Consider the following 13,074-nt stretch of genomic DNA (forward strand, 5'->3'; position numbering starts at 1 on the left):
TTTCGATTATTCTTGAAGATAATCCTCGTCAGGCTCTTCTACAATTTCAGGTTCATCCAGATACAATCCGGATATTTCCTTGTACCATTCAAAAATATGCATGAACAGGACTTTAAGGACTGCATAGCCGGGAATACCCAAGATAAAACCGGTCAGACCGAACAATTTTCCTGCCGTAAGCAATACAAAGATGATCGTGACGGGATGGACCTCGAGATTGCTGCCGAGTATCTGCGGTGAAATGACGCGTCCTTCAATGAATTGCTCGATTGAGAAAACCAGCAGCACTTTTGCCAGCATCAGCGGAGAATCCACTATCGCAACAATCACCGCGGGCACCATCGCAATGAAGGAACCCATATAAGGAATGATGTTCAGGAATCCGGCGAATATCCCAAGCACGATTCCGAATTTCATTCCGATGATGGCATAACCGATGACGAACATCAACCCGACAAAGAACGCGACCGTAATCTGACCGCGCACATACTGGCTGATCTGCGTGTTGACTTTCTTCAGCAAGTCCCCGATCGACTCCCGTAGGTTTGTAGGAAATAATTGCAGAAAAGTCAGTGGCAATTTATCTCCTTCCTTCAGTAGATAATACAAGATGATAGGCATCGTGACGATTCCTACAAACGCATTCGTCAACAGGCCGACGACGCTGCCCAACCCGCTGACAGTGTTGGACAGGACTTCATTCAATTTAGCGGAAATGGAGTTGAAGATGTCCGAATTGATTTGATTGATTTGTTCCTGCAGCGAGGTGAACCAATCATAGTTGATCAATTCGATCGTCATGCTCTCGATTGCCTGCCAATAAGTAGGAAATTCGCGGAGTATCCCTATAGTCTGATCGCGGATAATCGGAATCAGGATTGCAAAACCCCAAATCATCAGCAGCAGCACCAGCACGAAGGCAATCCAAATACCGACGAATCGTTTTATCCCCCTCTTCTCCAACAGCGTTACAATAGGGTTCAGCATATAATAAAAGATACCCGCCATTACCAGCGGAAAGCCGATGACACTGAAGAAGCTGCCGATTGGCCCTAAAAGATAAGAGATTTTTGAAAATACCAAAACAATCAAGAGAATGAGTAAAGTGATCAGTAGGACAGTCACGAATTTGTTGTTCAGAAACCATCTTTCAAACCACGACAACCTATTCCCGGATTTCGTTCCTCTACGCGGAGCTCTTTCCATTGGACTCACCTTCAATCTTTCTTCTTATAGGAAATGATCGTGCCGTCCGTTATTGCCGGCAAAACATAAGGAGTCAAATAGATGCTTGTTTCCAAGCGTTCTTCATCCCAGTTTTTGAAAATCATGGTGGTGTGACCGATCGACTGCAAATTTTTTAGGACATGGTTACCGATATAGGATATGCGGTATTCCTGATCATCAAACAAAATCCGGTCTCCGTCCGCCAGTTCGAACCATTCCTGGGGCTCGATGAAACGATGGATGACGGAAATTTGCTGCAAGGGCTCCGTTGCGCTGTCATCGAACAGAATGATCATCGGTTCTTTTATATCTATAGCTTTTTCTCCAATTTGAATTACTTTGCTTTGCATATACATATCCCCTTTTCAGACACTTTTTACAATTTCTATTCTATCACAGTTTTTTTGGCAAACCATCGATTATGCCGTTGAATCCAACTTTATTTGCTTCGCAAGGTTTTTTCCCTGTCATTGTGGAGGGCATTTGTTATAATGGAATTATCATAATATTTAGGAGGTCTTTGGATGGAACAAGTTTTATATCTTGGCTCTTACACAAAAAGAGAGAGTAAAGGGGTTCATCAAATCATTTTGGACACCGATAAAAAAGAATTACGTGATTATCGCTTGATTGCGGAAGTCGACAGCCCTACTTATCTGGACTTATCTGCGGACAAAGAAACGCTGTACGCGATTTCCAAAACGGATGAAGGCGGTGGCATCACTTCTTTCAAGAAAAATGAAAACGGAAGCTATGACAAGGTGGCTGAAATTTCTGCTGAAGGATCTGCGCCTTGCTATATCTACTTCGACGAAGACAAAAAATTGATTTTCACTGCCAATTACCACGGTGGTTACTTGACTGTCTACAAAGAGAACGCTGATGGTTCATTCACAATGACGGACCGCGCACAACATGAGGGTTCGAGCATCCATGAAAATCAAACAATTCCGCATGTGCATTACAGCGCGCTATCTCCAGACAAGAAATTCTTGTTGGCTTGCGATTTGGGTACCGACGAAGTTTACACCTACACGGTTTCTGATGAAGGCAAACTGGCGGAAGTTGCCCGTTATAAAGCGACTCCTGGGACAGGCCCGCGTCACTTGGTTTTCCATCCAAACGGTAAAGTGGCTTACATGTTCGGTGAGTTGAGCAGCGATGTTGAGGTGTTGGCTTATGATGCAACAACAGGCACGTTCTCGTTATTGCAAGTCATCACGACCATCCCTGAAGAGCATACCGGTTTCAACGGTGGCGCGGCTATCCGCATTTCCGCAGACGGAAAATTCGTTTATGCGTCCAACCGTGGTCATGACTCATTGGTCGTCTATGCGGTATCCGAAGACGGCGAAACATTGTCGTTAGTGGAATATGTCCCTACCGAAGGAAACATCCCCCGTGACTTCAACCTGGATCCGAGCGGCCAATTCGTGATTGTAGCTCATCAGGATTCCGATAACCTGACTTTGTTCGAGCGCGATGCAGAAACAGGTAAATTGACGTTGCTGCAAAAGGACGTCTACGCGCCTGAGTGCGTTTGCGTGTTCTACTAGACTTCATACATTTCCCTCCACGTTCGGATGAACTTGGGGGGTTTTTGGTTATTGGCACAGCTGAGCAAAATAGTTACCTCGCTGAGGCACTCTCCTGTATACTCGTTGTATGTATCTTTTGAACGGAGGTTGGAGCTTATATGATTACCGGTTTTCACCATCTCACCGCCATCATCAAAGATGCGGAGAAGAACAAAACCTTTTACACCGATACCCTAGGTTTGCGTCTCGTCAAACAGACGGTCAATCAGGAAAACTTGACCGATCCTCACTTTTTTTATGGGGACTACAAGGGAACTCCTGGTACGATTTTGACTTTTTTCGAGCTGCCCAGAGTCGGCCAACGCCACGAAGAAGACAGCTTCATCCATGAAGTGCTGCTGAAGATCCCCCAAGGCAGTCTGCCGTTCTGGAAAAAACGGCTTACGTCAAAGGCTGTTCGTTTGATTGCAAACGATGAAGTAAGCTGTTCTTTCTTGGACCCGGACGACATGAAAATCACTCTGGTTGAAGCAGCTGAAGTGATAGCACCCGAGCAGGCGACACGCCACAGCGACGTGCCCGCCCAATACCAGATCATCGGTATACTGGGCATCCATTACACTGTGGCCGACCTCGGAACAACGGAGGCTTTTTTTCGTGACGTGCTCGGCATGAGCCTGTTGGATCATGTTGCTCGCCCGATTTCTGCATTGGATGGGGAAAGTCGGCTTATCCAGTCCACTAGACTGAGGCGTTCCCGTTTAGGCAAAGGCGCCATCGACCACATCGCCTACAGCGTGCCTGAACGCAAAGACCTTGATTTGATTCTGGATAAGGCAAAACACAGGCAGATCACCGTTGAAAAAATCATCGACCGCGGTTATTTCCAAAGTCTTTACTTACGGGAACCAAACGGATTACGCATCGAAATAGCGACCGATTATCCAGGCTTCACACTTGACGAACCTTTGGAAAAACTCGGGGAAACGTTCGCTCTCCCTGATTTTCTGGAACCAAAGCGAAAGGCAATCGAAGCCAATATCCTTAAAAGAAAGAAGTGAGCATATGCAGCATTTCAATACTAAAGAACTCAACACAAAACAAATGTACAAATTTTTGACGGGGAGCATCATTCCCCGCCCGATTGCTTGGATCACTACCCAGAATCCGGAAACCCAGGTCGTCAATGCAGCGCCATTCAGCTTTTTCAGCGTCGCTTCGAACGTGCTGCCGCTGATCAGCGTGGCCATTCTGAGGAATGACGGGAAAATCAAGGATTCCGCCAGAAACCTGCTGGCTTCCCGACAAGGAGTCGTCCACATCGTCAGCGAAGACTTGGTGGAGGAGATGAACAGGACGGCCGCTCAGCTACCGGACACAGAGAGCGAAATCGATCTGACGGAATTGACGTTGACCGCCAGCCACACTGTCACTGTACCCGCGATCAAAGAAGCGAAAATCCGCATGGAAACCACGGTGCATCAATATGTGCCTCTGACGGATGCTGATGGCAAAGTGCTGACGGATCTGTTCATCTTGCGCGTCGAAGATTTCCTTTTCGATGAAACGGTCTTCGATCACGAGAAACAATACGTTTGGGCCGACAAATTGGCGCCTGTCGCAAGGCTGGCCGGCAACGACTACACAAAGCTCGGAGAGATTTTTTCGTTGGAACGTCCTTAACGGGCTGCGCTCCATTTAGCCAAGGCCAAAGCATAGGGAGGCGATAGCGAAGCAAAAAGCTCCATCCGGCTAGCCGGATGAAGCTTTTTTTAAAATACATAGGAATTTATAAAAATTTCCAGAGTGAAAAGTGCATCACCGTAGGTGTTTCACAAGTTTGCAACATGTTTCATGCACCTAAAATAATGTCCAGCTTCACGGGTTAGCCCTTCGGAAATTAGATAAATCTATCCTATTGCGCTCTTCGATGCTCAGTCGGACAGATTTCCTAAATTTCTTTCAGGGCTGAACGAACCCGTTCAGCTTTTCTTAATTCATTCTGTTATTCTTTCGGCACGACGCTTCCGATTTCTGCTTTTACGGCAGCCTCTCCGGTTACATCCAGGCTGAAACTTTTTACTTTATCCATATTTGTGATCACAACGACCATCGCAGAATCTTTGCCCGCTTCTTGCAGTTGTGCCAGATCAACTTTAGCAATGAGTGTATCGGCAGTCAAAGCCTGGCCTTCTTTCACAAAGATTTCGAATGGTTTTCCGTTTAACTCAACCGTGTCCAAACCCATATGCAACAAAAGTTCCAATCCGCTGTCCAACAGGATGCCTACCGCATGCTTTGTCGGGAATACGCTCAATACTTTTCCTTTTGCTGGAGAATAAATGTTTCCGTCAGTAGGAATGACCGCAAACCCGTCACCCATCATTTTTTGGGAAAAGACCGGATCTGCAACATCCGAAACTGGAACCACAATACCATTTGCTGGTGAATATAAGAGTTCTTTCTCAACCGGTAGTGTTTCCTTCTTATCACCCTTCTTAAAAAAGTCAAACATGCTATCGCCTCTTTCTTATTTAAATGAGCTTATGTTAAAATTAGTACACTTCATTTTAACATAAATCGTTCGGTAATGTGAATTTTTTTGAGCACCGCTTACATCGAAAAAGAAATAAACATCGTTAAGCAGAATACTTGAAAATAGTTGGCTAATCTTTTTCATTTCGCTATACTAGATGATGGAGCATCAAAATATTGGGCAACAGAAAGGATATTATATGGAATTTATGGAAATACTGAAAGCAATCATCCTCGGAATCGTCGAGGGAATAACCGAATGGCTGCCCATCAGCAGCACGGGTCATATGATCCTTGTAGAAGAATTCATCCAGTTGAACCTCTCGCAGGCATTCAAAGAGATGTTCTTCTATGTGATCCAATTAGGAGCTATCTTGGCTGTGGTCGTCATTTATTTCCACAAACTGAATCCCTTCTCTTCAAGCAAAACGAAGGCAGAGAAGAACCAGACTTGGGATATCTGGAAAAAAGTGATCATCGGTTGTATCCCAGCAGGCGTAATCGGGTTACCTTTGAACGATTGGGCGGATGAAAATCTCTTGAACGCGACGGTCGTAGCTTTGGCACTGATCATCTACGGGATCTTGTTCATCGTGATCGAAAACAGGCACAAGGATCGCGAACCGAGCATTACCGATTTCAGCCAATTAACTTATATGAAGGCATTCCAGATTGGTCTGTTCCAAGCCCTCTCGATCATTCCGGGTACATCGCGCTCCGGTTCTTCCATCCTGGGGAGCATCGTATTGGGTACTTCACGCTTCATCGCGACAGAATTCTCCTTCTTCATGAGCATTCCGATCATGTTCGGAATCAGTTTTTTGAAGATCATCAAATTCGGCTTCAACTTTACCGGACTTGAATTCGCCGTTCTTTTATCAGGCATGCTTACCGCTTTCCTCGTTTCGATCGTTGCCATCAAGTTCTTGATCGGTTATCTGAAACGCAATGATTTCAAGGCATTCGGTTGGTATCGGATTGTCCTTGGTGCCATCGTCCTGATCTATTTTATGTTTGTCTGAAAAATGAGTTTCGCCATCCTTTTTGGGATGGCTTTTTATTTTGTCATCCAGAACATCTATAGTCCTTATTAACAATTATTATAATCTGTATTTTTTTGTTAACCTTCTGGTTTTATTGCTGTGCGTAATTTTCTGCCGCTTCAAATTGTGTCTGATATATGGACATTGAGAATGAGATTCATTTCCATTTGATTATAATGATTATAATCTGGATTTCTTTAGTGCTATCATGAAGGCATATAGGAAGGAGTGTCAAATCATGAAAGATTTATTCAAGAATAAAGCGATGATCGCAACCACGATCAGTGGCATTCTCATCATTCTTGGCATTGTGTTGCAATGGCAAAACTTTGATACAGCTGCAGCCATCATTTTCGTGTTATCGTTCATCATAGGCGGCTATAAACAAGCAAAAGAAGGATTCATCGATACAGTTGAAAATAAACACCTGAACGTCGACATATTGATGGTGCTTGCAGCAGTTAGCGCCTCTTTGATCGGCTACTGGATGGAAGGCGCATTGCTCATCTTTATCTTCTCGTTATCCGGTTCACTGGAGGAATACGCGACCGATAAAAGTACCCAAGCGATCACAGCGTTGATGAACATTGTCCCTGAAATCGCAAAACGCATCAACCCGGATGGCTCGATCGAAGACGTTGCAGTCAAGGATCTGAAAGTCGGCGATACATTGATGGTCCCTAAAGGCGCCAGCATCCCCATCGACGGCACGATCGCGTCGGGTCTAGGCCTGATCGATGAAGCCGCCATTTCCGGTGAATCCGTCCCTGTCGAAAAGACGGTCGGCGATGATATCTTCGGCAGCACGATCAACTTGAGTGAAGCTCTGACCATGACCGTCTCGAAAGAATCCAAAGATACTTTGTTCGCCAAAATCATCCGCATGGTGGAAGAAGCGCAAAAGACCCCTTCGAAGACAGCGAGCTTCATCAACCGCATTGAAAATACCTATGTTAAGATCGTCCTTGTTTTTGTGCCGGTCATGATTGCCGTTTTTTATTTCCTCCTGGATTGGGGTTGGAATGAATCATTCTATCGCGGCATGGTGCTGTTGACGGTCGCTTCCCCTTGCGCCTTGATGGCATCGGCCACTCCTGCTGTCCTTTCCGCCATTTCCAATGCAGCCAAACGCGGTATCCTCTTCAAAGGTGGCATCGCGATCGAGAACTTTTCGGCCATGGATTGCATCGCCTTCGACAAAACAGGCACGCTGACGGAAGGCAAACCGGTAGTGACGGAAGCCAATTATCTGGCAGGCACGGATGAAAAACATATCATGTCCGTCGTATATGCGTTGGAGCACTCATCTACTCATCCGATTGCTTCCGCGTTGGTCCAGCATCTCGAAACAAAGGAATATGTGAAGAACCAGATGGATTCAATCCAGGATCTTACCGGTTTCGGGTTGGCCGGGGAAGCGTTCGGAAGCAAATGGAAAATCGGCAAAAAGACCTTCGTCGTAACCGATGAACTGAACGAGCCGTCGTTCGTAAAGGAAGCTTTCGCACTCCAGAACGAAGGAAAAACCGTCATCTATGTTTCCCAGGATGATAAAGTCGTAGCCTATTATGCTCTATTGGATACACCCAAATCAGAGGCAAAAGACATGATCGCCTTTTTCAAAGCCAATGGCGTCCATACGATCATGATCACAGGCGACAATGAAGCTACCGGACAGACTATCGGCAAACAATTGGGTGTGGATGAGATCCGCGCAAATTGTCTTCCCGAGGACAAAACCACCATTCTGAAAGAACTTCAGGCTAAATACAAATTGGTCGGGATGGTTGGAGACGGCGTGAATGATGCACCCGCATTGGCGAACGCCGATATCGGCATCGCTATGGGGGAAGGGACTGACATCGCCATGGAAACGGCGGATGTGGTATTGATGAAGAGCGAATTGGACAAATTGGAATATTGTTATGGTTTGTCGAAGAAGCTGAAAAAAATCACCATGCAGAACATCATCTTCTCAATCACCGTCATCCTCATACTGATTTTGTCCAACCTGTTCCAACTGATCAACCTTCCGCTTGGAGTGGTCGGGCATGAAGGCAGCACGATACTGGTCATCTTGAACAGTTTGAGGTTGTTGGCGAATATACCCACCCATCACTTTCAAGGAACTGCCAAATCGAATGGGACGACTTCGAACACAGGACTTGCACACGAAAAATGAATACAAAAAGGAAAGCGTTCGGAGTTATAAACCCGAACGCTTTCCTTTTTCTATCGCTTGCACCGTGGACGAGAACAGCCACAGCTTATTCATTGCAGTCAGTCTTTTTGCGGGAAAAATGCATCGTAAAGCACTTTGACTGCTCTGGCTTCGTCCTTTTCGTCGATCCCGAACATGATGCTGACTTCTGAAGAGCCTTGGTTGATCATTTCCAGATTGATGTCCGCTTCAGCAAGTGCGGTACACGCTTTCGCCACAGTACCGACGGAATTGACCATGCCTTCGCCGACGATCATCAGGAGGCATATGCCGCCTTTTACGTGCACATCGTCCGCTTCCAATTCGTTCTTCAAGCGGTAAAGCAACTCTTGTTCCTGCTGCATCGTCATCTGATTGGCGCGCAGGATAATCGACAGATCGTCGATACCGGATGGCATGTGTTCGAAGTTCAAGTTGAAATCTTCGAATATCTGCAGCACTCTGCGTCCGAATCCGACTTCGCGGTTCATCAGGTATTTGCCGATGTAGATGCTCATGAATCCAGTCGAGCTGGCAATACCGGAAACAATCTGCTTGTTTTCAGGCTTCGTTCTCGTGATGCTTGTGCCTGGAGCTGATGGATTATTGGTATTTTTGACAACAACCGGGATTCCGGCGCTGAAGGCCGGTTGTAAAGCTTCGTCATGGAATACGGAAAATCCGCTGTAGGACAATTCACGCATTTCACGATAAGTCAGTTGTTTGATTTTTTTCGGATGTTTGACCATTTTCGGGTTTGCAACATAAATGGCATCAACGTCCGTGAAGTTTTCATATAGGCTGGCTTTGACCCCGTTGGCGACGATTGCGCCGGAGATGTCTGATCCCCCTCTTGAGAAGGTAAGCAATTGTCCGTCCTTGGTGTAACCGAAGAAGCCCGGGAATACGATGACTTCTTTCGAGTCACGCAAAGCATACAGATTCTTGAAGGATTCCGACAATACACGCGCGTTGCCTGGATTGTCAGTGACCAATAGGCCTGCGTCCTTCGGGTTGACGTATTTGGCAGGGATACCCTCTTGATTGAAAAATGCAGCCACTAGGATGGCGCTATTGTCTTCACCGCTGGCTTTGTAAGCATCCAGAGCATACAATTCGTTGTAAAATTTCGTCTGGATCAATTTCACATAGTTGTTGGAAATGATGTCCATAACGCTCGGATCGATCTCCAATTCATCGACGATATCCTGATATCTTTTCAGGATTGTCTTTAAGGTTTCTTGGTGATCTTCTTTGTTTTTCACCTCATCAGCCAGCTTGATCAACAGATCCGTAACTTTTTCGTCCGAGTCATTGCGCTTCCCTGGTGCTGAAACGACCACGATTCTCCTGTCTGCATCATCTTTTACAATCTGCAATACTTTTTTCAATTGAGTCCCATTCGCAAGGGAACTCCCGCCAAATTTAATAACCTTCAAACCGAACACTTCCTCGCTTGATTTCTTTAATGAATTCTTAATTTTGTAATTGTATTTTCATTTATGCTTTAGAATAGCATCATATCACGGCTATGGCAATTACCTTTTCAAACTTTACATCATTTGTAACATATTTGTATTGTTAATACTATGGCCATTTGCAAAAAAAGGAATATACTATGAGTTAACTTAATGTGGGAGGTTTCAAATCAGTGAAAAAAAATAATCCTTTGAGGATCGTCGTCGGATTATCCGTAATCGCAAGCATCAGCTCTGCTTTGTTCAAGTCAAACCGCAATGCCGGTAAAAGCCCGTCAACAACGTATACCCCTTACATCGGCACCTGGAAAAACGACGCACAGTCCTTGAAGGTTGAAATTACTGATAATCTGGAAATTCTCCTCAACAACAAAAAATTAAAGGCGACCCTTGAAGAATCCAAACCAAACGAACTGGTCTTTCGCGACCATTTCGGCTATTATCTGATTCTGAAAAAAGATACATCCCCTACCCTGACCATCTATGATGAAGCGGAGCAGCAGGAATTTTACTTCAAACGCGAATCCGATAAATAGCGGATCGCCGCTATACCGAAGACGCCCCTGATCAGGGCGTTTTTTTTAATGAATGACAAAAGCAGAGCTGCCCCATTTTTCTGAGGCAGCCCTTGCTTGCTATTTGTTTACTTAGGTCAGGATCTCGGTTTGATCTTCCAAATTTCATCCGCGTAACGCAGGATTGTGTAATCCGATGAAAATGGTCCTGAGCTTGCGATATTCATCAATGCCATCCTGTTCCATCTGTCTCTGTCGGAAAAGGCCACATCCGCCTCATATTGCGCTTGTAGGTAACCATCGAAGTCCTTCAAAAGGAAATACTCATCATTGTACATGACCAGCGAATCGAAGATGTCGCGACCTTCCGTTTCAACGCCAGGAATCGACCCGTCAATGAGCAGATTCAGGATCCGTTTCAGACGCGGATTCTTTTCATAGATTTCCCTTGAATTGTATACGCCATTGCGGTAATACTCTTGCACCTCATCGCTCTTCAGGCCAAAGATGAAGATATTTTCATCACCAACATTGTCCCGGATTTCGACGTTGGCCCCGTCCAAAGTAGCCATCGTTACAGCACCGTTCGACATCAGTTTCATATTGCTTGTACCGGAAGCTTCCTTGCCGGCAAGAGAAATCTGTTCACTGATATCAGCAGCCGGAATGATCAATTCCGCCAAGGATACCCCGTAGTTCTCGACGAAAACGATCTTGATCTTGTCATTGATGGCAGGGTCGTTGTTGACAAGATCCGCAATCGCGTTGATCAGTTTGATGATTTGTTTTGCGTAGTAATAACTTGGGGCAGCTTTAGCACCGAAAATGAAGACGCGCTTCTGCAGATTTGCCTTCGGATCATCCTTCAGTTGCAGATATCTGTCCAGTATATGCAGCACATTCAGTAATTGGCGCTTATAAGCGTGCAATCGTTTGATCTGCACGTCGAACAAAGCATTCGGGTCGATTTCGATATGCATCTCTTTCAGCACATAATCCGCGAAACGTTTTTTGTTTGCCAGTTTGACTTGCTCCAGTTTGTCCAGAACAATTTTGTTATCACGGTGGGCCTTCAAAACTTTGATTTCTTCCGGATCGCTCTTCCATTCCGTACCGATCGTCTCATCAAGCATTTCGGTCAGGTTTTCATTTGCGATCTGAACCCAACGCCTTTGCGTGATGCCGTTCGTTTTGTTGTTGAATTTTTGCGGATACATCACATAGAAATCGTGCAGCGTGTCAGCCATCAGAATATCCGAGTGCAATTTTGCGACGCCGTTGACGCTATGGCTGCCGATGATGGCAAGGTTGGCCATCTTGATCTGGCCATTGGCGATTATAGCAGTGCGTTGCGATAAATCTTCACCGTATAAAGGCGTTTTTTTGTCGATATGACGGCGGTTGATTTCCTGGATAATCTGATAGATACGCGGCAACAGATCTGAAATCATCGTTTCCGGCCAACGCTCCATGGCTTCCTGGAGGATCGTGTGGTTGGTATAACTGACAGTTTTCTTCGTGATTTCCCACGCCTGATCCCAAGTCAACTCTTCCTCATCCAACAGGATCCGCATCAATTCAGGGATCGCTAAAGTCGGATGCGTGTCATTGATATGGATGGCGATTTTATCCGGGAAAAGGCTCCAGTCCAGCTTTAATTGTTTGAAATAGCGGACAATGCTTTGGACGCCGGCAGAAGAGAAGAAGTATTCCTGTTGGACGCGCAAAAGTCGGCCCTCATAATTGGAATCGTCCGGATACAGTACCTCAGTGATGCGTTTGACTTCCTCGCGCTGTTCTTCTGTAGAAAAACGTGCCTCATCGCCGTATGGAATTTCCGCTGACCAAAGGCGCAGATTGTTGATGATTCCGTTGTTGTAGCCTATTTGAGCAGTATCGTAAGGAACCGCCAGGATATCCCTGGTGTTTTCGTGATGCACACGCAACTTGCCGTCCCCATCCTGCGTAAAACTGACATCTCCGCCGAAACGGACGATGACGGCTTTGTTCTCTTTCCGTACTTCCCATACGTTCCGATTGCGCAGCCAGTTTTCCGGCAATTCGATTTGGTAACCGTTGAGGAATTTTTGCTTGAAAAGTCCATACCGGTAGCGGATACCGTTCCCGTTGCCGGCAAGTCCGGTCGATGCGATCGAATCCATGAAGCAGGAAGCCAATCTTCCGAGGCCGCCGTTCCCTAAAGCCGGATCGACTTCAGCGCGCGCCACCTCATCCAAATCCAACCCAAGCTCTTCCAAGCCTTGTTTAACGCAGTCCATTATCCCCATGTTCAGGAGATTGCTTTTCAGCATTCTTCCAGGAAGGAATTCCATGGAAAAGTAAAAGACTTGTTTTTCTTTTTTCTTGTTGTAATCCGTCACGGTTTGAATCCAGTCGTCAGAGTAGAGGCCCCGCACCAAATCCCCCAGAGCGATGTACTGCTCCGTTTTCGAACCCGACTCATAACCGTAAGCGAATAATTCCTCGAATTTCTTCTGGAATTCTTTCTTGAATTCTTGAACGTCAAATGCCATTTAC

General features: G+C 45.8%; 11 protein-coding genes. 6 read left to right on the forward strand and 5 right to left on the reverse strand.

Annotated elements, in window-relative coordinates; all coding sequences use genetic code 11:
• Positions 1 to 6: 6 nt before the first annotated feature.
• Together TES5_RS09850 and TES5_RS09855 are read right to left on the reverse strand one after the other, a co-directional pair.
• Positions 7 to 1,206, reverse strand: a complete 1,200-nt coding sequence (locus TES5_RS09850; RefSeq protein ID WP_068561699.1) for an AI-2E family transporter — start codon at positions 1,204 to 1,206, stop codon at positions 7 to 9.
• A gap of 11 nt (positions 1,207 to 1,217) precedes the next feature.
• Positions 1,218 to 1,577 (reverse strand): PTS glucitol/sorbitol transporter subunit IIA, encoded by a 360-nt coding sequence (locus TES5_RS09855; RefSeq protein ID WP_178137827.1) that lies wholly within the window; start codon positions 1,575 to 1,577, stop codon positions 1,218 to 1,220.
• A 174-nt stretch (positions 1,578 to 1,751) separates the two neighbouring features.
• Here TES5_RS09855 and TES5_RS09860 point away from each other — a divergent pair, with 174 nt between their 5' ends.
• The 3 genes from TES5_RS09860 to TES5_RS09870 all read left to right on the forward strand — a co-directional run bounded on the left by TES5_RS09860 (position 1,752) and on the right by TES5_RS09870 (position 4,448).
• The gene (locus TES5_RS09860; RefSeq protein ID WP_068561701.1) at positions 1,752 to 2,783 is read left to right on the forward strand and encodes a lactonase family protein; all 1,032 of its coding nucleotides are present in this window, start codon (positions 1,752 to 1,754) and stop codon (positions 2,781 to 2,783) included.
• A gap of 140 nt (positions 2,784 to 2,923) precedes the next feature.
• Positions 2,924 to 3,826 carry a VOC family protein gene (locus tag TES5_RS09865; protein ID WP_068561702.1) on the forward strand — a complete coding sequence of 301 codons (903 nt, stop codon included), beginning with the start codon at positions 2,924 to 2,926 and terminating at the stop codon, positions 3,824 to 3,826.
• Positions 3,827 to 3,830: 4 nt separating this feature from the next.
• Positions 3,831 to 4,448: a flavin reductase family protein gene (locus TES5_RS09870; protein ID WP_068561703.1), complete on the forward strand. Its 618-nt coding sequence runs from the start codon at positions 3,831 to 3,833 to the stop codon at positions 4,446 to 4,448.
• 322 nt (positions 4,449 to 4,770) lie between these two features.
• On the opposite strand, the gene TES5_RS09875 is transcribed toward TES5_RS09870, so the two are convergent.
• Positions 4,771 to 5,280, reverse strand: coding sequence for a PTS sugar transporter subunit IIA (locus TES5_RS09875; protein ID WP_068561704.1), 510 nt, complete (start codon positions 5,278 to 5,280; stop codon positions 4,771 to 4,773).
• Between the two features lie 220 nt (positions 5,281 to 5,500).
• Here TES5_RS09875 and TES5_RS09880 point away from each other — a divergent pair, with 220 nt between their 5' ends.
• Complete coding sequence (locus TES5_RS09880) at positions 5,501 to 6,322, forward strand: undecaprenyl-diphosphate phosphatase (protein ID WP_068561705.1); 822 nt, start codon at positions 5,501 to 5,503, stop codon at positions 6,320 to 6,322.
• Positions 6,323 to 6,581: 259 nt separating this feature from the next.
• A complete protein-coding gene (locus tag TES5_RS09885) occupies positions 6,582 to 8,525 on the forward strand; it encodes a heavy metal translocating P-type ATPase (protein WP_068561706.1) in 1,944 nt (647 codons plus the stop codon).
• 98 nt (positions 8,526 to 8,623) lie between these two features.
• Here TES5_RS09885 and TES5_RS09890 read toward each other — a convergent pair whose 3' ends face one another.
• Positions 8,624 to 9,982, reverse strand: coding sequence for an aspartate kinase (locus TES5_RS09890; RefSeq protein WP_068561707.1), 1,359 nt, complete (start codon positions 9,980 to 9,982; stop codon positions 8,624 to 8,626).
• A gap of 212 nt (positions 9,983 to 10,194) precedes the next feature.
• Between TES5_RS09890 and TES5_RS09895 the strand changes: the two genes are divergently transcribed.
• Complete coding sequence (locus tag TES5_RS09895; RefSeq protein WP_068561708.1) at positions 10,195 to 10,557, forward strand: DUF4828 domain-containing protein; 363 nt, start codon at positions 10,195 to 10,197, stop codon at positions 10,555 to 10,557.
• Between the two features lie 116 nt (positions 10,558 to 10,673).
• On the opposite strand, the gene TES5_RS09900 is transcribed toward TES5_RS09895, so the two are convergent.
• Positions 10,674 to 13,070, reverse strand: coding sequence for a glycogen/starch/alpha-glucan phosphorylase (locus TES5_RS09900; RefSeq protein ID WP_068561709.1), 2,397 nt, complete (start codon positions 13,068 to 13,070; stop codon positions 10,674 to 10,676).
• Between the last annotated feature and the right edge of the window lie 4 nt (positions 13,071 to 13,074).

The organism is Trichococcus sp. ES5 (assembly GCF_900067165.1).
In the GTDB taxonomy this organism is placed as follows: Bacteria; Bacillota; Bacilli; order Lactobacillales; family Aerococcaceae; genus Trichococcus; species Trichococcus flocculiformis.

Excerpts from the sequence above, each read along its gene's own strand:
- TES5_RS09850 (WP_068561699.1), bottom strand. The coding sequence starts at position 1,206 with ATGGAAAGAGCTCCGCGTAGAGGAACGAAATCCGGGAATAGGTTGTCG.
- TES5_RS09855 (WP_178137827.1), bottom strand. The coding sequence starts at position 1,577 with ATGCAAAGCAAAGTAATTCAAATTGGAGAAAAAGCTATAGATATAAAA.
- TES5_RS09860 (WP_068561701.1), top strand. The coding sequence starts at position 1,752 with ATGGAACAAGTTTTATATCTTGGCTCTTACACAAAAAGAGAGAGTAAA.
- TES5_RS09865 (WP_068561702.1), top strand. The coding sequence starts at position 2,924 with ATGATTACCGGTTTTCACCATCTCACCGCCATCATCAAAGATGCGGAG.
- TES5_RS09870 (WP_068561703.1), top strand. The coding sequence starts at position 3,831 with ATGCAGCATTTCAATACTAAAGAACTCAACACAAAACAAATGTACAAA.
- TES5_RS09875 (WP_068561704.1), bottom strand. The coding sequence starts at position 5,280 with ATGTTTGACTTTTTTAAGAAGGGTGATAAGAAGGAAACACTACCGGTT.
- TES5_RS09880 (WP_068561705.1), top strand. The coding sequence starts at position 5,501 with ATGGAATTTATGGAAATACTGAAAGCAATCATCCTCGGAATCGTCGAG.
- TES5_RS09885 (WP_068561706.1), top strand. The coding sequence starts at position 6,582 with ATGAAAGATTTATTCAAGAATAAAGCGATGATCGCAACCACGATCAGT.
- TES5_RS09900 (WP_068561709.1), bottom strand. The coding sequence starts at position 13,070 with ATGGCATTTGACGTTCAAGAATTCAAGAAAGAATTCCAGAAGAAATTC.